The 20,728-nt window shown below is 56.3% G+C and carries 13 protein-coding genes; 8 read left to right on the top strand and 5 right to left on the bottom strand.

Annotated features, from left to right (window positions below; translation table 11 throughout):
• Position 1 precedes the first annotated feature (1 nt).
• The 3 genes from asmA to udk all read right to left on the bottom strand — a co-directional run bounded on the left by asmA (position 2) and on the right by udk (position 3,194).
• Positions 2-1,858, bottom strand: a complete 1,857-nt coding sequence (gene asmA / locus I6L53_RS07815; RefSeq protein WP_042318058.1) for an outer membrane assembly protein AsmA — start codon at positions 1,856-1,858, stop codon at positions 2-4.
• A 21-nt stretch (positions 1,859-1,879) separates the two neighbouring features.
• Entirely contained in the window at positions 1,880-2,461 is a 582-nt protein-coding gene (gene dcd / locus I6L53_RS07810) for a dCTP deaminase (RefSeq protein ID WP_042318057.1), read from the bottom strand.
• A 91-nt stretch (positions 2,462-2,552) separates the two neighbouring features.
• Entirely contained in the window at positions 2,553-3,194 is a 642-nt protein-coding gene (gene udk / locus I6L53_RS07805; protein ID WP_042318055.1) for a uridine kinase, read from the bottom strand.
• Positions 3,195-3,520: 326 nt separating this feature from the next.
• On the opposite strand from udk, the gene I6L53_RS07800 reads away from it, so the two are divergent.
• Positions 3,521-6,850 (top strand): diguanylate cyclase, encoded by a 3,330-nt coding sequence (locus I6L53_RS07800; RefSeq protein ID WP_042318054.1) that lies wholly within the window; start codon positions 3,521-3,523, stop codon positions 6,848-6,850.
• Here I6L53_RS07800 and alkA read toward each other — a convergent pair.
• A complete protein-coding gene (alkA, locus tag I6L53_RS07795; protein ID WP_042318075.1) occupies positions 6,818-7,687 on the bottom strand; it encodes a DNA-3-methyladenine glycosylase 2 in 870 nt (289 codons plus the stop codon). The genes I6L53_RS07800 and alkA overlap by 33 nt on opposite strands.
• A gap of 136 nt (positions 7,688-7,823) precedes the next feature.
• Here alkA and yegD point away from each other — a divergent pair, with 136 nt between their 5' ends.
• Positions 7,824-9,176 carry a molecular chaperone gene (gene yegD / locus I6L53_RS07790; protein WP_042318053.1) on the top strand — a complete coding sequence of 451 codons (1,353 nt, stop codon included), beginning with the start codon at positions 7,824-7,826 and terminating at the stop codon, positions 9,174-9,176.
• A 98-nt stretch (positions 9,177-9,274) separates the two neighbouring features.
• Here the strand turns inward: yegD and I6L53_RS23785 are convergent, their stop codons facing one another.
• Positions 9,275-9,331: a type I toxin-antitoxin system Ibs family toxin gene (locus tag I6L53_RS23785; RefSeq protein WP_420914402.1), complete on the bottom strand. Its 57-nt coding sequence runs from the start codon at positions 9,329-9,331 to the stop codon at positions 9,275-9,277.
• Between the two features lie 281 nt (positions 9,332-9,612).
• Between I6L53_RS23785 and I6L53_RS07780 the strand changes: the two genes are divergently transcribed.
• From I6L53_RS07780 to baeR, 6 genes are read left to right on the top strand one after another with little or no spacing between them, the layout of a single operon-like run.
• The gene (locus I6L53_RS07780) at positions 9,613-10,860 is read left to right on the top strand and encodes an MdtA/MuxA family multidrug efflux RND transporter periplasmic adaptor subunit (RefSeq protein WP_042318052.1); all 1,248 of its coding nucleotides are present in this window, start codon (positions 9,613-9,615) and stop codon (positions 10,858-10,860) included.
• Positions 10,860-13,982, top strand: a complete 3,123-nt coding sequence (mdtB, locus tag I6L53_RS07775) for a multidrug efflux RND transporter permease subunit MdtB (protein ID WP_042318051.1) — start codon at positions 10,860-10,862, stop codon at positions 13,980-13,982. The genes I6L53_RS07780 and mdtB overlap by 1 nt, the downstream gene beginning before the upstream one ends.
• Entirely contained in the window at positions 13,983-17,063 is a 3,081-nt protein-coding gene (gene mdtC, locus I6L53_RS07770; protein WP_042318049.1) for a multidrug efflux RND transporter permease subunit MdtC, read from the top strand.
• The gene (gene mdtD, locus I6L53_RS07765) at positions 17,060-18,472 is read left to right on the top strand and encodes an MFS transporter (RefSeq protein WP_042318048.1); all 1,413 of its coding nucleotides are present in this window, start codon (positions 17,060-17,062) and stop codon (positions 18,470-18,472) included. Before mdtC ends, mdtD begins: the two co-directional genes overlap by 4 nt.
• A complete protein-coding gene (baeS, locus tag I6L53_RS07760) occupies positions 18,472-19,875 on the top strand; it encodes an envelope stress sensor histidine kinase BaeS (protein ID WP_042318046.1) in 1,404 nt (467 codons plus the stop codon). Before mdtD ends, baeS begins: the two co-directional genes overlap by 1 nt.
• Positions 19,872-20,594, top strand: coding sequence for an envelope stress response regulator BaeR (gene baeR / locus I6L53_RS07755; RefSeq protein ID WP_042318044.1), 723 nt, complete (start codon positions 19,872-19,874; stop codon positions 20,592-20,594). The genes baeS and baeR overlap by 4 nt, the downstream gene beginning before the upstream one ends.
• The last annotated feature ends 134 nt before the right edge of the window (positions 20,595-20,728 follow it).

The raw sequence follows: 20,728 nt of genomic DNA, 5'->3' as shown, positions 1-20,728 counted from the left end.
ATCAGAGTTTATCCAGCAGTTTCTTCACATCTTTTCCGTCACGGGAGTCTTTATTACGATCCGCCCAGTCGTTCAGACGACGCTTCACTTCATCCTGCATATGCTTACGCAGTAGTTGATCAACCTGCAGATTGTAATTCAGCGCCTGCCAGTTGCCGTAGACCCGCAGCGGAACCGGAGTCGCCTTCAGGAAATCGATCAGCTTGCCCTCGCCCTTCCAGCCGTCCAGCACCCGCACGTTAAACTGCGTGTCACAGGTTTGTCCGACCAGGTCAAGCGTCCCCTGCCCCGTCAGACTCAGCATCGTGGACTCCCCTTCCATGTTATCCAGCATCAGCTTACCGCTATCCAGCGTCAGATCTGTCACAAAGCGCGCCAGACGAGTCGCGTTATCGAAGTTTTGCATCGACTGGACGTCACCGCCGCTGCGTTCTACGGCCTGCTGAATCAACTGCTGGAAGTTCATGCCGTCCATCCGCGTATCGCGCATGTCAACATGGGCTTTCCCCTGCCAGCTATGGCGGAACGACTGCGCATCGATATCCGCACCGGAGAAATCACCCGCCAGGGACATCTTACCGGTCAGAGCAATCGGATAGTTGAATGCCTTGAGGAACGTGCCGATTTCAACCTCGTCAAGACGCGGCTGGAACACTACACGGGTGGGTTGCGCACGCGTATCCAGCGTCCCTGGCAGCGATATTGTTCCGCCGTCAAGCTTACCTTGCAGTTCGGCGATCGTCAGCACATCGGACTGATTCGTCATACGGCTGCTGACGTCGGTAAAATTCATCCCTCGCCAGATAACGGTATTCGCCTTCAGCGCGATATCCGCACTAAAGCCTTTCAGCCCCTGATAAGCAGGTTCATCCACACGACTTGAAATCACCGGACGCGCCAGCGGCGGCTGACTTCCCCCTGGCTCTGCCGCAGCGTTGCTACTACTACTGGCGTTTTCGGGCGGCGCTAACAGATTATCCAGATTCAACCTGGCAAATTGCAGATCAACGAGCCACGCCGGTTGTTCACTCAGCGTCACCTGCACGTTTCCGGTCAGCGAGCTGTCGTTCGCCGTCAGGTTGAGCTGGCTGAAGGTGAGCGTTTTTTTCTCTTCCTGCCACTGCGCCTGCAGTTGTCCCTGCCCCTGGATACCCTGTTTCGGCAGATCGGCACCCTGCAATTGCCAGCTTAACTGCTGAATGCCGGCGGTTAAATTATGGGGATAGTCGGAGGCGTCAACGGTGCCATTGAAGGAAAGGGTAAGATCGCGCTGGTCGCGATTCACACGTCCGGAAAATTCAAAGGAACCGCGATGCTGCGCGTCCTGCTCCATCTCCAGACGAATATCGCGAACGGTTACCTGTTCATCATTTTCATGCTGGAAGACCAGCACGCTGTCCGTCACGCGCAGACTGGCAACATCAAACGACCAGCCGCGATCTTCGGCGATATCCGGCAGGGTGTTGTCTTTCGGGGCTACCGGGGCGTTTTCACGGCGTACCGCTTCCGTTTGCGGCATCAGTTGAATCACCGCGCCTTTGAGCATCACCTGTTTGACGCTAAGCTGGTGGCTCAGCAGCGGCCACAGTGCAACATCAAGGCGCATGTTATCCGCGCGAATCAACGGCTCACTGGCCCCTTGCGCCGTTAACACCATGCGCCCGGAAAGGATGCTGAGCTGCGGCCAGACGTGCCAGCGCAGCGGACCGTCCAGCTGCAGTTGATAACCGCTCCTCGCGGCCACCTGCTGCACCATATAGGCACGAAAATCATTCGGATTGACTAGCAATACTAACGCAGAAAAGCCGGCCACCAGCACGACCAGCAAAATCATCAGCGTCGTCAGAAATCGTCTCATGCTATCCTCAATGGATTAGACTCAGTCTTTATCAATCCGGCTGGCGACAGCACCCTGCTGATCGCGATACTTCGCATCTTCACGACGGTTGTAAGGTCGAAGCGCAGGTCCAGAAAGCGGTTCGAAGCTCAACGCGCCGATTAGCATTCCCGGGCGCAGAGCCAGCGGTAATTTACCGGAATTATAGAATTCCAGCACGATACAGCCAGACCAGCCCGGATCGATACGGTGCGCGGTCACGTGAACCATCAGACCGAGGCGCGCCAGTGAAGAGCGTCCGTCCAGCCACCCCACCAGGTCCGCCGGCAAGGTCACCGACTCATAGGTCACTGCCAGGGCAAGTTCGCCCGGATGCAGGTAAAATGCATCACCGTCAGCCAGTACGATCTCGTCGCTCATCACGCGATCCAGCGCAGCACTAACTTCTGCTTTCGGCCCGCTGAGATCGATAAAGGCAGCAGTATGTCCACTAAATGTACGAAATTTATTGCCCAGGCGCACATCCACCGTCGCACCATTAATGCGCTCAACGGGCGGACGCGGGTTGATCGACAAACGGCCTTCATCAAGCCAGGCTTCAATATCTCGGTCACACAGACGCATGGCACTTTCTCCTTTCGTGCATCGGGCGCTTAACACATTGTGCATTAAGGGCAAACCAGGTTATCACTGAACGGTACACAATTCGCAAAGCTTATTCAAAGAACTGACTGATTTTCGCTTTCAGAATATCGATGGCAATGCGATTTTTCCCACCACGCGGCACGATAATATCAGCGTACTGTTTAGACGGTTCAATAAATTGCAGGAACATCGGACGCACCGTCTTCTGATACTGCGCCATCACGGAATCCATCGATCGGCCGCGTTCATTAACATCACGTTTGATACGGCGCATAAGGCAGATATCCAGCGGAGTATCGACAAAAATGGAGAAGTTCATCTCCTCGCGCAGACGCGCGTCGGTCAGTAGCAAAATCCCTTCAAGAATGATGACTTTCTTTGGTTCAACGCGAACGGTCTCTTTCATGCGGGTGTGTTCGACGTAGCTGTAAACCGGCAACTCAATCGCCGAACCCCGCTTGAGGGCCTGCAGGTGCTGAAACAGCAGACTGTGATCCATCGCATTCGGATGGTCGTAGTTGGTTTTGACACGTTCTTCCATCGACAGATGGCTTTGATCTTTGTAATAGCTGTCTTCGGGAATAACGCCGATATGTTCGTCACCGACTTGTTCACGCAATTCGCGATAAAGAGTACTGGCAATAAGACTCTTGCCGGAAGCCGATGCGCCAGCAATACCGATAATGACGCACTGATGAGACTGATCAGTCATAAATTTAGCGACCTGAATAACCTGGTTAGGAAGGACGACGCCGCACGGGCGTCAAACGCGGCAATTATAGGGATTTCAGTCGGACGATACCAGTCGAGATAGCAGGGAGTGTATTTGGCGCCCAATGATTCCCTGACGCAAATTTATTTGTTCATATTTGGAGCAACCCGCCGAATTAACCCGATTTCGCAGTAATTAATCGCCTTATAATGTCAAATTATGAGCAACCGGGATATAAATTGTAAATTGTTTGTACTAGCATAAACAGAGATTCCTACGATGCGTCCGGGCGTTCCGCGACGTTCCGGCCACTCGGAAACAGGGTAATGAGTAAACCATCCCAACATGTTTTAGTTACCTTGCCGCATCCTCTGCTGCGCTTCGTCAGTTTAGGACTGACGGCTTTTATTTTTACCCTTTTCTCGCTGGAATTATCCCAGTTTGGTACCCAGCTCGCTCCGCTCTGGTTCCCGACATCGATCATGATGGTGGCCTTTTACCGTCATGCCGGGCGAATGTGGCCTGGGATTGCACTCGCCTGCTCACTGGGGAGTGTTGGCGCATCGCTGGTTCTGTTTCCACCCGGCGCGCTGAATTTTACCTACACCGCGATCAACATCATTGAAGCCGCCGCTGGTGCAATGCTGTTACGTAAGCTGTTACCCTGGTACAACCCACTACAGAATCTTAATGACTGGATGCGTCTCGCCTTCGGCAGTGCGGTTATCCCGCCGCTGTTGGGCGGTATTCTGGTCTGGATATTGTCACCACAAGAGACGCCGCTGAAAGCGTTTCTGATTTGGGTACTGTCGGAATCCATTGGTGCCCTGGCGCTGGTGCCGTTGGGCTTATTGTTCAAACCGCACTACCTGTTGCGCCACCGCGATCCGCGCCTGCTCCTGGAAACGCTGCTGACGCTGACGGTGACCTTAGTGTTGAGCTGGTTCGCCATGAAGTATGTTCCGTGGCCTTTCACATTAGTGATCGTGTTACTGATGTGGAGCGCTGTGCGGCTGCCCCGGATGGAAGCCTTTCTTATCTTCCTCGCCACCGTCATGATGGTGTCGCTGATGATGGCATCCGACCCGTCGCTGTTGGTGACTCCCAAAGTGCATGTCATGAACAACCTGCCGTGGCTACCGTTCTTAATGATTCTGTTGCCGGCGAATATCATGACGATGGTGATGTACGCTTTTCGCGCAGAGCGTAAGCACATTACGGAAAGCGAAGAGCGTTTTCGCAACGCAATGGAATATTCGGCGATCGGCATGGCGCTGGTTGGTACGGAAGGGCAATGGCTGCAGGCCAACAAAGCGTTATGCCAGTTTCTTGGTTATAGCCAGGATGAGTTACGCGCATTGACCTTTCAACAACTCACCTGGCCGGAAGATCTGAATAACGATCTGGAACAACTCACCCTACTGGTGAGCGGCGACATTAATAGCTATTCAATGGAGAAACGCTATTACACCCGCGAAGGCGAGGTCGTCTGGGCGCTGCTGGCCGTCTCGCTGGTCCGCCATCCTGATGGCACGCCGCTTTACTTCATTGCACAAATCGAAGACATCAACGATCTCAAACATACCGAATGGGTCAACAAACGGCTGATGGAACGCATCACGCTGGCAAATGAAGCTGGCGGCATTGGTATCTGGGAGTGGGAACTGCAACCCGACGTGATCAGTTGGGATAAGCGTATGTTCGAACTGTATGAAGTTCCTGCCCATGTTAAGCCCTCCTGGTCGGTCTGGTACGACTGCGTTATCCCGGAAGACCGCGAGTATGCGGAAAAGGTGGTTCGCGACTCATTAGCCGCACGCCTGCCGTTTAAGATGGAATTCCGGATTGCGGTGAAAGATGGCGTCCGCCATATCCGCTCGCTGGCGAATCGGGTGTTAAATAAAGATGGCGAAGTCGAACGACTACTCGGCATCAATATGGACATGACTGAAGTGAAGCAGCTGAATGAAGCGCTGTTTCAGGAAAAAGAGCGACTGCACATCACGCTGGACTCCATCGGGGAAGCGGTGGTGTGTATCGATGTCGATATGAAGGTTACCTTTATGAACCCGGTCGCCGAGAAGATGAGCGGCTGGCAGCAGGAGAATGCCATTGGCGTACCGCTGTTGACAGTACTGCGGATCACCTTTGGCGATAATGGCCCGTTGATGGAAAACATCTACAGCGCCGATATGTCCCGTTCCGCCATTGAACAGGATGTGGTTCTCCATTGTCGCAACGGCGGCAGTTACGATATTCACTACAGCATTACGCCACTCAGCACCCTGGACGGCGGCAATATTGGTTCGGTGCTGGTGATTCAGGATGTCACCGAATCGCGCAAGATGCTGCGCCAACTGAGCTACAGCGCCACCCACGACGCCCTCACCCACCTGACCAACCGGGCAAGTTTTGAAAACAAACTGAAGCTGCTGCTGCAAACCGTAAGCAGTTCGCATCAGCGTCACGCGCTGGTCTTCATCGATCTTGATCGTTTTAAAGCGGTGAATGACAGTGCCGGTCACGCGGCGGGCGATGCGCTGCTGCGTGAACTGGCGCAACTGATGCTTGGCATGCTGCGCTCCAGCGACGTGCTGGCGCGCCTGGGTGGCGATGAGTTCGGTCTGCTGCTGCCGGAATGTAATATTGAAAGCGCTCGTTTTATCGCCACGCGGATCATTAACGCGGTCAACGATTACCACTTTATGTGGGAGGGCCGCCTGCACCGCATTGGCGCCAGCGCCGGGATCACGCTTATCGACGAAAACAACTGTCAGGTCGTTGAGGTGATGTCGCAGGCGGATATTGCCTGCTATGCCTCTAAAAATGGCGGACGTGGTCAGGTTACTGTGTATGAACCGCAGCAGGAGTTGGCGCATCACGAGCGCGCGATGATGTCGCTGGATGAACAGTGGCGGATGATTAAAGATAACCATTTGCTGATGGTCGCCCGCGGCGTAGCGTCTCCACGCATTCCCGAAGCACGTAGTTTCTGGCTGATCTCGCTGCGCCTGTGGACCAGCGAAGGCGAAGTCATGGAAGAGCAGGCCTTCCGTGACAGCTTAGCCGATCCGGCGCTCAACCATGCGCTGGATCGTCGTGTACTCCATGAGTTTTTCCATCATGCGGCCCCGGCGGTTGCCAGTAAAGGACTCAGCGTCGCCCTGCCCCTTTCCGCTGCCGGGTTGGCCAGCGCAACGCTAATCGATGAAATCCTGAACCAACTGGAACAGAGCCCCCTGCCGGGACGCCTGTTGCATCTGATTGTGCCTGCGCAAGCGCTATTGCTGCATCCGCAGGAGAGCACCGCGGCACTCCAGAAATTACGTCAGGCAGGTTGTCACATCATCGTGAGCCAGATTGGCCGCGATCTGCAAATTTTCAATCTGATGACCAAAAACATGGCGGATTACCTGCTGCTCGACAGTGAACTGAGCGCCAGCATTCACGGCAACATGATGGATGAAATGCTGGTGTCGATTATTCAGGGGCACGCCCAGCGTTTGGGCATTAAAACCATTGCCGGGCCGGTGCAAACGCCAATCGTCATGGATACGCTATCGGGTATTGGCATCGATCAGATTTATGGCGACATCATCGCCGAGGCGCAGCCGCTGGATCTGTTACTCAATACCAGTTATTTCGCAATCAACTGACGGCTGCCATCCCTCGGTATACCAGATATGTAATAACGCGTAGGAGCGCCAGGGTTTCCAGCGCTCCGCATAACGACGGATCTGCGCTGGGGTCATCCCCGGAAAACGCTGTTTGATCAGATAGTCATCAGGCAAGAACACATCCTTCGCCTGCCAGCCGCGCAGCGCAAAGTAGTTTGCCGTCCAGCGACCGATCCCCGGAAATCCCTGCAGTGTTTTAATCCCCTGTTCGATATCTTCCGGTGGCTGGGTTATCAGGGTCCCATCCCGCGCGGCCTGCGCCAGATGGATGAGCGCGTTGGCGCGCATCAGCGGCATACCCAACGTTTTCAGCGCCTGCGGATCGGCTGCGGCTAACTGTTCAGGGGTCGGAAAGCAGACGTACTCCGGTGCGTCCGCTAACACGTCGCCATACAATCGTGCGACTTTCGACGTCAGCTTTGCCGCCATTGCCACACTCACCAGTTGGCCCAGAATCGCGCGAACACCCTGCTCAAAGGCGTCCACCGACCCCGGCAGGCGCAGCCCCGGACGCGCCGCGCCGAGTTCACCTAAAACATGGCCGATCTGCTGCGGTTTACAGCGCAGATCGAACAGTCGCTCTATCTTTTCAAGACAGATATCCGCAACTGGCAACAGCCCTTCGCTCAGCGTCACCTGAAGCGTGTTAGTTATGGTGTCGGGAGCGACGATGATGATTCCCGCATGTTGACCGATTGCCAGACTCCGCGTGTAACGTAACGCCTCTACGGTTTCCACGCCGCTGACCGCACGCGCGGCAAGAAAACCTAAAATCCATGGCCAGTCATATGGCGGTTGCCAGCTCAGGGTAAACATCATCTTCTCCTTTTTCTGCAAACCTTCAGCATAAACGCTATTCAGACGTTGTGCTTTGCTTTCATATTCCAGTTGTCGCGACGACAACATTTCGCTAAAGTCACGCCCCTTCTTCACTGGCATGGGGATTATTAAGGTGTTTATTGGATTTGATTACGGTACCGCTAACTGTTCTGTCGCCGTCATGCGCGACGGCAAGCCGCAACTGCTGAAAATGGAAAACGGTAGCACGCTGCTGCCTTCCATGCTTTGCGCGCCGACGCGTGAATCGGTGAGCGAATGGCTCTACCGCCATCATGATGTTCCGACACCAGACGATGAAACGCAGGCGCTGCTGCGTCGGGCTATTCGCTTCAATCGCGATGAGGACATTGACGTACACGCCAACAGCGTACAGTTTGGCCTGTCATCGCTTGGGCACTACATTGAAGACCCGGAAGAGGTGTACTTCGTTAAATCGCCGAAATCGTTCCTCGGTGCCAGCGGGTTGAAGCCACAGCAGGTCGCGCTGTTTGAAGATTTAGTCTGCGCAATGATGCTGCACATCCGTCAACAGGCACAAAACCAGCTCCCCGACGCTATCACCCAGGCCGTCATTGGACGCCCCATTAACTTCCAGGGACTCGGCGGTGATGAAGCGAACAGCCAGGCACAGGGTATTCTGGAGCGGGCGGCAAAACGAGCGGGCTTCCAGGATGTCGTTTTCCAGTACGAGCCTGTTGCGGCGGGGCTGGATTACGAAGCGACATTGCAGGAGGAAAAACGCGTTCTGGTCGTGGACATCGGCGGTGGTACCACCGACTGTTCGTTACTGTTGATGGGGCCACAATGGCATCATCGCGCCGACCGCGAATCCAGCCTGCTCGGGCACAGCGGCTGTCGTGTTGGCGGGAACGATCTGGATATCGCCCTGGCATTTAAACACCTGATGCCGCTGCTCGGTATGGGGGGCGAAACCGAGAAAGGAATCGCGCTGCCGGTACTGCCATGGTGGAACGCGGTGGCGATCAACGATGTTCCGGCGCAAAGTGATTTCTACAGCAGCGCCACGGGTCGTCTGCTGAACGATCTGGTACGCGATGCCCGCGAGCCAGAGCAGGTGGCATTGCTGCTGAAAGTGTGGCGTCAGCGCCTCGGTTATCGCCTGGTACGCAGCGCTGAAGAAGGTAAAATTGCGCTGTCAGCACAGCCAGAAGTTAACGCCATGCTTCCGTTTATCCGCGACGATCTGGCGACGGTTATTAGCCAACAGGGGCTGGAGAGCGCGCTGGATCAGCCGCTTTCCCGGATACTGGAGCAGGTGCAGTTGGCACTGGACAACGCCCAGGAAAAACCGGAGGTCATCTATCTGACCGGCGGCAGCGCTCGCTCGCCGCTGATCAAAAAAGCGCTGACCGCCAAACTGCCTGGCATTCCCATTGCCGGTGGCGATGACTTCGGCTCCGTCACCGCGGGGCTTGCCCGCTGGGCTGAGGTGGTATTCCGCTAAACGCCTCGCAAGCTGAACGCGGATGGATTGACATTCCTGTTTGTGTGGCTTAACGTCAGGAGTGAGGGCAAGGGAGGGTTACCCCTCCCCCTGGTGTCTTAGTAAGCCGGTAAGCTAATGACTAAGAGTATCACCAGTATGATGACTGGCCTCATCATAACCCTTTCCTTATTCTGGCCCCTTCCTCGGGAGGGGCTTTCCCGTTTCAGCGTCCTGCTGAAATCCGTGGCTTACCTCCTTTTTGCCGTGCCGCCACTGTAGCGCACAATTTCTCATGCGTTTTATTCGACGATGATTGTTGCGTAACGCCTCGCAAAGCGCGCCGCCATTCGGATGAATCCGTACCGGGTTTCATAATTCCTCCATTTTTCTCCCTTGATGGCTGACTAAACTAGTATCATTCCGCGAAACGTTTCAGGATGAGAAACTTATAACGATGAAAGGCAGTAACAAATCCCGCTGGGTGATAGCCATCGTGGTGGTCATCGCCGCCATTGCCGCATTCTGGTTCTGGCAGAACCGGAGCGAACCGCAGAGCACCGCGCCCGGCGCTACCGGGCAAGCGAAGCCGACCGCTGGCGCAGGTCGTCGCGGCATGCGCTCGGGTCCACTCGCGCCGGTTCAGGCTGCGACTGCCACGGAGCAAGCTGTTCCACGCTATCTCACCGGACTGGGTACGATTACCGCAGCCAACACCGTCACCGTACGTAGCCGCGTGGATGGACAACTGCTGGCGCTTCATTTCCAGGAAGGACAACAGGTTAAAGCCGGTGACCTGCTGGCGGAGATCGATCCCAGCCAGTTTAAAGTGGCCCTGGCGCAGGCGCAGGGAGTCCTGGCGAAAGATAAAGCCACCCTTGCCAACGCGCGGCGCGATCTGGCCCGTTACCAACAACTGGTTAAAAGCAATTTAGTGTCCCGTCAGGAGCTGGATGCCCAGCAGGCACTGGTGAGCGAATCCGAAGGCACAATTAAGGCCGATGAGGCCAGCGTGGCCAGCGCGCAACTGCAACTCGACTGGAGCCGCATCACCGCACCGATCGATGGTCGCGTCGGCCTGAAACAGGTCGATGTCGGCAATCAGATTTCCAGCGGCGATACCACCGGTATTGTGGTGATCACCCAGACACACCCCATCGATCTGGTTTTCACCCTGCCGGAAAGCGATATCGCCACCGTGGTGCAGGCACAAAAAAGTGGACAGCCGCTGGTTGTTGAAGCCTGGGATCGGACCAACTCGAAAAAGCTCAGCGCGGGTGCTCTGCTAAGTCTGGACAACCAGATCGATGCCACCACCGGAACGATTAAAGTGAAGGCTCGCTTTGATAATCAGAACGACGCGCTCTTCCCGAACCAGTTTGTGAATGCCCGGATGCTGGTCGACACCGAACAAAACGCCGTGGTGATCCCGACTGCCGCCCTGCAAATGGGTAATGAGGGTCACTTCGTCTGGGTGCTGAGCGATGAGAATAAAGTCAGCAAACATCTGGTTAAGACGGGCATTCAGGACAGCCAGAGGGTGGTAATCAGCGCCGGGATTTCAGCAGGAGACCGCGTCGTTACCGATGGGATTGACCGCCTGACGGAAGGGGCAAAAGTGGAAGTAGTGGAAGCGCAAACTGACACGCCAGCCGGGACAAAAGCCACCAGCCGCGACTACGGTAAAAAAGGAGCACGCTCCTGATGCAGGTGTTACCTCCGAGCAGCACAGGCGGTCCGTCGCGCCTGTTTATTATGCGTCCTGTCGCCACCACGCTGCTGATGGTGGCGATCCTCCTTGCCGGGATCATCGGTTATCGTTTCCTGCCCGTCTCCGCGCTACCGGAGGTGGACTACCCCACTATTCAGGTGGTGACGCTGTATCCTGGTGCCAGCCCGGATGTGATGACCTCTGCGGTCACCGCGCCGCTGGAACGGCAGTTTGGCCAGATGTCTGGTCTGAAACAGATGTCATCGCAAAGTTCCGGCGGTGCGTCGGTGGTGACGCTCCAGTTCCAGTTGACTCTGCCGCTGGATGTTGCCGAACAGGAAGTTCAGGCGGCCATTAACGCGGCCACCAACCTGCTGCCGAGCGATCTGCCAAACCCACCGGTTTACAGTAAGGTCAACCCTGCCGATCCGCCGATCATGACGCTGGCGGTGACCTCTACCGCCATGCCAATGACGCAGGTGGAAGACATGGTTGAAACCCGTGTGGCGCAGAAGATCTCTCAGGTCTCCGGCGTCGGGTTAGTGACGCTCTCGGGCGGTCAACGCCCGGCGGTCCGCGTGAAGCTCAATGCGCAGGCCATTGCCGCGCTGGGTCTGACCAGTGAAACCGTTCGTACGGCGATTACCGGGGCGAACGTCAACTCCGCCAAAGGTAGCATTGATGGCCCCACCCGCGCGGTTACGCTCTCAGCCAACGATCAGATGCAGTCTGCTGACGAATATCGCCAGCTCATCATTGCTTACCAGAATGGCGCGCCCGTTCGTCTGGGCGATGTCGCTACCGTTGAACAAGGGGCGGAAAACAGCTGGCTCGGTGCCTGGGCAAACAAAGAACAAGCCATAGTGATGAACGTCCAGCGCCAGCCAGGCGCTAATATCATCTCAACGGCGGACAGTATTCATCAGATGCTGCCACAGCTCAAAGAGAGCCTGCCGAAGTCGGTGAACGTAACGGTACTGTCAGACCGCACCACCAATATCCGCGCCTCGGTGAGCGACACCCAGTTCGAGTTAATGCTGGCCATCGCGCTGGTCGTGATGATCATCTATTTGTTCCTGCGCAATATTCCCGCCACCATTATTCCTGGTGTCGCCGTCCCGCTGTCGCTGATCGGGACCTTTGCGGTGATGGTGTTTCTCGATTTCTCCATCAACAACCTGACGCTAATGGCGCTGACCATCGCCACTGGCTTTGTGGTGGATGATGCGATTGTGGTGATCGAAAACATTTCACGTTACATCGAAAAAGGGGAAAAGCCGCTGGCAGCCGCGCTGAAAGGGGCTGGCGAAATCGGCTTTACCATTATCTCGTTAACCTTCTCGCTGATTGCGGTTCTGATCCCACTGCTGTTTATGGGCGATATTGTGGGACGCCTGTTCCGCGAATTTGCCGTGACGCTGGCGGTGGCGATTTTAATCTCCGCCGTGGTGTCGTTAACCCTGACGCCGATGATGTGCGCCAGGATGCTGAGCCAGGAGTCGTTACGTAAGCAAAACCGCTTCTCCCGCGCCTCGGAGAAAATGTTTGACCGCGTGATTGCCGGCTACGGACACTGGTTGGCTAAAGTGCTGAACCATCCGTGGCTGACGCTGAGCGTGGCGCTGGGCACCCTACTGTTAAGCATCATGCTGTGGGTGTTTATTCCAAAGGGCTTCTTCCCTGTCCAGGATAACGGCATCATTCAGGGCACGCTACAGGCACCGCAGTCCAGTTCCTTTACCAACATGGCCCAGCGCCAGCGCCAGGTGTCTGACGTGATTTTGAAAGATCCGGCAGTTGAGAGTCTGACGTCCTTTGTTGGTGTCGATGGCACCAACCCGTCGCTGAACAGTGCGCGTCTGCAAATCAACCTGAAGCCGCTCGACAAGCGTGACGACCGCGTTCAGAAAGTGATCGCCCGTTTGCAGGACGCGGTGGCAAGCGTACCGGGCGTCAACCTGTACCTGCAACCGACGCAGGATCTGACGATTGATACCCAGGTGAGTCGGACGCAGTATCAGTTCACGCTACAGGCCACCTCGCTGGATGCCCTCAGCACCTGGGTGCCGCAGTTGATGGAAAAATTGCAGGCGTTGCCGCAGCTTTCTGACGTCAGCAGCGACTGGCAGGACCAGGGGCTGGTGGCGTATGTAAATGTGGATCGCGACAGCGCCAGTCGGTTGGGGATCAGCATGGCGGATGTTGATAATGCGCTGTATAACGCCTTCGGCCAGCGCCTGATTTCCACGATCTATACTCAGGCGAATCAGTATCGCGTGGTACTGGAACACAATACCGAAAACACGCCTGGGCTGGCGGCGCTGGATACGATCCGTCTGACCAGCAGCGATGGCGGTATGGTACCGCTCAGCGCCATCGCTAAAGTGGAGCAGCGTTTTGCACCGCTCTCGATCAATCATCTGGATCAGTTCCCGGTCACTACCATATCGTTTAACGTCCCGGACGGTTATTCGTTGGGCGATGCGGTCCAGTCGATTCTGGATGCCGAAAAAACGCTTAATCTACCGGTTGATATCACTACCCAGTTCCAGGGCAGCACTCTCGCCTTCCAGGCGGCGCTAAGCAGCACCATCTGGCTGATTGTTGCGGCGGTAGTGGCGATGTATATCGTGCTCGGCGTGCTATATGAAAGCTTTATTCATCCGATCACCATTCTCTCAACACTGCCCACGGCTGGGGTCGGAGCGCTGCTGGCGCTGATGATTGCCGGTAGCGAACTGGGCGTGATCGCCATCATCGGCATTATTTTGCTGATCGGCATCGTGAAAAAGAACGCCATCATGATGATCGACTTTGCCCTTGCCGCTGAGCGCGAACAGGGGATGGCACCGCGCGAGGCGATTTTCCAGGCCTGTCTGCTGCGTTTTCGGCCAATCCTGATGACCACACTGGCGGCGCTGCTGGGCGCACTGCCGCTGATGTTGAGTACTGGCGTGGGCGCAGAGCTGCGCCGTCCGCTGGGGATCGGCATGGTGGGAGGCTTACTGGTCAGCCAGGTTCTGACGCTTTTCACCACCCCGGTTATTTATCTACTGTTTGACCGCCTGTCGCTGTATATGAAAAACCGCTTCTCTCGCCGCGAAGAGGAGGTGTAAATGAAGTTTTTCGCCCTCTTCATTTACCGCCCGGTAGCGACGATTTTAATCTCTCTCGCCATCACCCTGTGCGGCGTGTTGGGCTTTAGACTGTTGCCTGTCGCCCCGCTGCCGCAGGTTGATTTTCCGGTGATCATGGTCAGCGCGTCGCTGCCGGGTGCCTCGCCGGAAACGATGGCGTCATCCGTCGCGACGCCGCTGGAACGTTCGCTGGGGCGCATTGCCGGGGTCAGTGAGATGACCTCAAGCAGTTCGCTGGGCAGCACGCGCATCATTCTGCAGTTTAACTTCGATCGCGATATCAACGGCGCGGCGCGGGATGTACAAGCGGCGATTAACGCGGCGCAAAGTTTGCTGCCAAGCGGAATGCCGAGCCGTCCCACCTATCGCAAGGCCAACCCGTCCGACGCGCCGATCATGATTCTGACGCTGACCTCGGAGACTTACTCGCAGGGAGAGCTGTACGACTTCGCCTCGACCCAACTGGCGCAAACCATTGCGCAAATTGACGGTGTCGGCGATGTCGACGTGGGCGGCAGCTCGCTGCCCGCGGTACGCGTTGGGTTGAATCCTCAGGCGCTGTTTAACCAGGGCGTCTCGCTGGATGACGTGCGCACCGCCATCAGTAACGCTAACGTGCGCAAACCGCAGGGAGCGCTGGAAGATACCACGCATCGCTGGCAGATCCAGACCAATGACGAACTCAAAACGGCGGCGGAATATCAGCCTCTGATTATTCACTATAACAATGGTGGTGCCGTGCGACTGGGCGATGTCGCCACGGTGACGGACTCAGTGCAGGATGTGCGTAACGCCGGGATGACCAACGCCAAACCGGCGATTTTGCTGATGATCCGTAAACTGCCGGAAGCCAATATTATCCAGACGGTCGACAGCATCCGGGTCAGACTCCCGGAATTACAGTCCACCATCCCGGCCTCGATTGATATGCAAATCGCCCAGGACCGCTCGCCAACCATTCGCGCGTCACTGGAAGAAGTTGAACAGACGCTGATCATTTCTGTGGCGCTGGTCATTCTGGTGGTCTTTTTATTCCTGCGCTCCACACGCGCCACGCTGATCCCTGCCGTGGCGGTTCCGGTTTCGTTGATTGGCACCTTTGCCGCGATGTATCTGTGTGGGTTCAGCCTCAATAACCTGTCGCTGATGGCGCTGACCATCGCCACCGGTTTTGTGGTCGATGACGCCATCGTGGTGCTGGAAAATATCTCGCGCCATCTGGAAGCCGGAATGAAACCCTTGCAGGCAGCACTTCAGGGTACGCGCGAAGTCGGCTTTACCGTGCTGTCCATGAGCCTGTCGCTGGTTGCCGTGTTCCTGCCGCTACTGCTGATGGGGGGATTGCCGGGGCGATTACTGCGAGAATTCGCCGTCACGCTGTCGGTGGCAATCGGCATTTCATTGCTGGTGTCGCTCACGCTTACCCCGATGATGTGCGGCTGGATGCTGAAATCCAGCCAGCCGCGGGAGCAGAAGCGGCTGCGCGGATTTGGCCGCATGCTGGTCGCACTACAACAGGGTTACGGTAAGTCGCTGAAATGGGTGCTCAACCATACGCGACTGGTCGGCGTGGTGCTGCTCGGCACTATTGCGCTGAATATCTGGCTCTATATTTCGATCCCGAAAACCTTCTTCCCGGAGCAGGATACCGGCGTACTGATGGGCGGAATTCAGGCCGATCAGAGTATCTCTTTCCAGGCGATGCGCGGTAAGCTTCAGGACTTTATGAAGATCATCCGCGACGACCCGGCAGTGGATAATGTCACCGGATTTACCGGCGGTTCACGGGTTAACAGCGGGATGATGTTCATCACCCTTAAGCCCCGCGACGAACGGCGGGAAACCGCACAACAGGTGATCGACCGCCTGCGGGTGAAACTGGCAAAAGAGCCTGGCGCCAATCTGTTCCTGATGGCGGTACAGGATATTCGCGTCGGTGGTCGTCAGTCCAACGCCAGCTATCAATATACGCTGCTGTCAGACGATCTGGCTGCGCTGCGCGAATGGGAACCGAAGATCCGCAAAGCCTTAGCGGCACTCCCCCAGCTGGCGGACGTCAATTCCGATCAACAGGACAACGGCGCGGAGATGAATCTCATCTACGACCGTGAAACCATGTCGCGACTGGGCATTGACGTACAAGCGGCTAACAGCCTGTTGAACAACGCCTTTGGTCAGCGGCAGATCTCCACCATCTATCAGCCGATGAACCAGTATAAAGTGGTGATGGAAGTCGATCCGCGCTACACCAAGGACATCAGCGCGCTGGAGAAAATGTATGTGATTAACAGCGACGGCAAAGCGATTCCGCTCTCCTGGTTTGCCAAATGGCAACCGGCAAACGCGCCGCTGTCGGTGAATCATCAGGGCCTGTCGGCAGCGTCCACCGTCTCCTTTAACCTGCCGACGGGATCCTCACTGTCTGAAGCCAGTGACGCCATTCAACGGGCAATGACTCAGCTTGGCGTGCCGTCTACCGTGCGCGGAAGCTTTGCCGGTACCGCGCAGGTCTTCCAGGAAACGATGAATTCCCAGGTGATCCTGATTATTGCCGCGATCGCCACGGTTTATATTGTGCTCGGCATGCTGTACGAAAGTTACGTTCATCCACTGACCATCCTTTCCACCCTTCCCTCTGCAGGGGTGGGCGCGCTGCTGGCGCTGGAGATTTTCGATGCCCCGTTCAGCCTGATTGCCCTGATAGGGATCATGCTATTAATTGGCATCGTGAAGAAAAACGCCATCATGATGGTCGATTTTGCGCTGGAAGCGCAGAGGCATGGCAACCTCACCCCCGAGCAGGCGATTTTCCAGGCCTGCCTGTTACGTTTTCGTCCGATTATGATGACCACGCTGGCGGCGCTGTTTGGCGCGCTGCCACTGGTGATTTCGGGGGGCGACGGCTCTGAACTGCGCCAACCGCTGGGGATTACCATCGTCGGCGGTCTGGTGATGAGCCAGCTGTTAACGCTCTACACCACCCCGGTGGTGTACCTCTTTTTTGACCGTCTGCGGCTGCGCTTTTCGCGTAAACACCGTAAACCGATAACCGAGACATGACAGAACTTCCCAACAGCACCCGCTGGCAACTGTGGATTGTGGCCTTCGGCTTCTTCATGCAGTCGCTGGATACCACCATCGTCAACACCGCGCTTCCCTCGATGGCGAAAAGCCTCGGGGAAAGCCCGCTGCATATGCACATGGTCGTGGTGTCGTATGTGCTGACCGTGGCGGTCATGCTACCTGCCAGCGGTTGGCTGGCGGATAAAATCGGCGTGCGGAATATCTTCTTCACCGCCATCGTGCTGTTCACGCTGGGCTCACTGTTTTGTGCTGGTTCCAGCACGCTGAATGAGCTGGTTATGGCGCGAGTGTTGCAAGGCGTCGGCGGTGCCATGATGGTGCCGGTCGGCAGGCTGACGGTGATGAAGATTGTCCCGCGCGAGCAGTACATGGCGGCGATGACGTTTGTCACACTGCCCGGTCAGATTGGTCCGTTGCTTGGCCCGGCACTGGGCGGGATCCTCGTGGAATATGCCTCCTGGCATTGGATTTTCCTGATCAATCTCCCGGTCGGTATTATTGGCGCTATCGCCACGCTAATGCTGATGCCCAATTACACCATGCAAACCCGGCGCTTTGATCTGTCGGGTTTTCTGCTGTTGGCGACGGGGATGGCGGTCCTGACCATCGCGCTGGACGGTAGTAAAGGGATGGGGATTTCGCCATTCACCCTTGGCGCGCTGGCGGTGTGTGGTGTGACGGCCATTTTACTCTATCTGAAACACGCCAGAGGGAATCCACGGGCACTGTTCAGCCTCCACCTGTTCCGTACGCCGACCTTCTCGCTGGGGCTGTCAGGCAGTTTCGCCGGACGCGTCGGCAGCGGTATGTTGCCCTTCATGACGCCGGTCTTTTTGCAAATCGGCCTTGGCTTCTCCCCGTTTCACGCCGGGCTGATGATGATCCCCATGGTGCTCGGCAGTATGGGCATGAAACGCATTGTCGTGCAGGTGGTCAACCGTTTTGGCTATCGGCGGGTGCTGGTGACCACCACGCTTGGGCTATCGGTGGTGACCCTGCTGTTTATGTCCACCGCCCTGCTTGGCTGGTATTACCTGCTGCCGTTGGTTCTGTTTGTTCAGGGCATGGTCAACTCGACACGCTTCTCCTCCATGAACACCCTGACCCTAAAAGATCTCCCGGATGAGTTAGCCAGCAGCGGGAACAGCCTGTTGTCGATGATTATGCAACTGTCGATGAGTATCGGCGTCACCGTCGCCGGGTTGCTTCTCGGAATGTTCGGGCAGCAGCACATAATGGTCGATAGCGGAACATCCCATATCGTCTTTATGTACACCTGGCTGTGTATGGCTTTTATCATCGCCTTGCCAGCAGTGATCTTTGCCCGCGTCCCGAATGATACCCACAAAAATGTCGTCATTGCGCGACGTAAAAGGAGAACCTGATGAAGCTCTGGCGACCCGGTATTACCGGCAAACTGTTTCTGGCGATTTTCGCCACCTGTATCGTACTGTTGATCAGTATGCATTGGGCGGTGCGCATCAGCTTTGAGCGAGGGTTCATTGATTACATTAAGAATGGTAACGAACAGCGCCTGACCATGCTCAGTGACGCGTTAGGCGAACAGTACCAGTTGCACGGCAACTGGCGTTTTCTGCGCAATAACGAACGCTTTGTGTTCCAGATCCTCCGTTCATTTGAGCATGATAAAGACGATGACAAATCAGGTCCCGGCATGCCGCCCCACGGCTGGCGCACACAGTTCTGGGTGGTGGATCAGGATGCACATGTGATGGTCGGTCCGCGCGGCCCGGTTCCCAAAGACGGCACGCGGCGTCCCATTCTGGTAAACGGCCTTGAGGTCGGCGCGGTGATCGCCTCGCCTGTCGAACGCCTGACGCGCAATACCGACATCAATTTTGATAAACAGCAGCGGCGCACCAGTTGGCTGATTGTCGCGCTCTCAACCCTGCTGGCGGCGCTGGCGACTTTTCCCCTCGCCCGCGGACTGCTGGCTCCGGTCAAACGTCTGGTCGAAGGCACGCACAAACTGGCTGCGGGAGATTTCACCACCCGTGTCACCGCCACCAGTGCCGATGAACTGGGTAAACTGGCGCAGGACTTCAACCAGCTTGCCAGTACGCTGGAAAAGAATCAGCAGATGCGCCGGGACTTTATGGCCGATATTTCGCACGAGCTGCGCACACCGCTGGCAGTACTGCGTGGTGAGCTGGAGGCGATTCAGGATGGCGTGCGAAAATTCACGCCGGAGTCCGTGGCCTCGTTACAGGCGGAAGTGGGGACGCTGACCAAACTGGTCGACGATCTGCACCAGCTTTCAATGTCTGACGAAGGCGCCCTGGCCTATCAAAAAACCGCTGTTGATTTGATCCCGCTACTGGAAGTGGCAGGCGGCGCATTCCGCGAACGTTTCGCCAGTCGCGGGTTGTCGTTACAGTATTCCCTGCCCGATAGCGTGACCGTGTTCGGCGATCGCGATCGCCTGATGCAGTTGTTCAACAACCTGCTGAAAAACAGCCTTCGTTACACTGACAGCGGCGGTGGATTGCGTATCAGCGCAGAGCAGCGCGACAAACGCGTCCTGATCACCTTTGCCGACTCCGCGCCGGGAGTCAGTGACGCCCAGTTACAAAAACTGTTCGAGCGGTTTTACCGCACCGAAGGTTCACGCAACCGCGCCAGCGGTGGTTCCGGGCTGGGACTGGCGATTTGCGTCAACATCGTCGACGCACATAATGGTCACATCCACGCTGCTCATTCGCCTTTTGGCGGGGTTAGCATTACAGTAGAGTTACCGCTGGAACGCGATATACAGAGAGACGTATGACTGAGTTACCCATTGATGAAAACACACCACGCATCCTGATTGTGGAAGATGAACCCAAGCTGGGACAGTTACTTATCGACTATCTGCGCGCTGCGAGCTATGCCCCGACGCTGATTAACCATGGCGATCGGGTGCTGCCCTATGTGCGTCAGACGCCGCCGGATCTCATCCTGTTGGATCTGATGCTGCCGGGTACCGACGGTCTGACCCTGTGCCGCGAAATCCGTCGCTTCTCCGAGGTGCCCATTGTGATGGTCACCGCCAAAATTGAGGAGATCGACCGTCTGCTGGGGCTGGAAATTGGTGCGGATGATTACATCTGCAAGCCTTATAGCCCGCGTGAAGTGGTCGCTCGCGTGAAGACCATTCTACGCCGCTGCAGGCCGCAGCGTGAACTGCAGCAACTGGACGCCGAAAGCCCACTAGTCGTTGATGAAAGCCGCTTTCAGGCCTCCTGGCGCGGTAAAATTCTGGACCTCACGCCGGCTGAATTTCGCCTGCTCAAAACCCTGTCTCACGAGCCAGGGAAAGTGTTTTCCCGCGAACAGTTGCTGAATCATCTCTACGATGATTACCGTGTGGTGACCGATCGCACCATCGACAGTCACATCAAAAACCTGCGTCGCAAACTGGAAGCGCTCGACGAAGAGCAGTCTTTTATCCGCGCGGTGTATGGCGTCGGGTATCGCTGGGAAGCGGATGCCTACCGGACTGCCTGACGCTGTAGCGCAACCGGTGGCCCGATAATGAAGCCTTTATCGGGCCAGGCGTTTTCCTTTACCTCCCTGCCCCGCAGCGCTACAATGCCCGCCCTTAAAGTGAGGACTCTCCTCTAGCCGCTTCATCAGGTGAA

This window comes from Citrobacter farmeri (genome assembly GCF_019048065.1).
Lineage (GTDB): Bacteria > Pseudomonadota > Gammaproteobacteria > Enterobacterales > Enterobacteriaceae > Citrobacter_A > Citrobacter_A farmeri.
The sequence above is the reverse complement of the archived record's forward strand: the minus strand, read 5'-3'. Positions and strand labels throughout refer to the sequence as shown.

Coding starts and splice junctions, on each gene's coding strand:
- mdtC (WP_042318049.1), top strand. CDS start 13,983: ATGAAGTTTTTCGCCCTCTTCATTTACCGCCCGGTAGCGACGATTTTA.
- mdtB (WP_042318051.1), top strand. CDS start 10,860: ATGCAGGTGTTACCTCCGAGCAGCACAGGCGGTCCGTCGCGCCTGTTT.
- baeR (WP_042318044.1), top strand. CDS start 19,872: ATGACTGAGTTACCCATTGATGAAAACACACCACGCATCCTGATTGTG.
- baeS (WP_042318046.1), top strand. CDS start 18,472: ATGAAGCTCTGGCGACCCGGTATTACCGGCAAACTGTTTCTGGCGATT.
- I6L53_RS07800 (WP_042318054.1), top strand. CDS start 3,521: ATGAGTAAACCATCCCAACATGTTTTAGTTACCTTGCCGCATCCTCTG.
- mdtD (WP_042318048.1), top strand. CDS start 17,060: ATGACAGAACTTCCCAACAGCACCCGCTGGCAACTGTGGATTGTGGCC.
- dcd (WP_042318057.1), bottom strand. CDS start 2,461: ATGCGTCTGTGTGACCGAGATATTGAAGCCTGGCTTGATGAAGGCCGT.
- asmA (WP_042318058.1), bottom strand. CDS start 1,858: ATGAGACGATTTCTGACGACGCTGATGATTTTGCTGGTCGTGCTGGTG.
- I6L53_RS07780 (WP_042318052.1), top strand. CDS start 9,613: ATGAAAGGCAGTAACAAATCCCGCTGGGTGATAGCCATCGTGGTGGTC.
- udk (WP_042318055.1), bottom strand. CDS start 3,194: ATGACTGATCAGTCTCATCAGTGCGTCATTATCGGTATTGCTGGCGCA.
- alkA (WP_042318075.1), bottom strand. CDS start 7,687: ATGTTTACCCTGAGCTGGCAACCGCCATATGACTGGCCATGGATTTTA.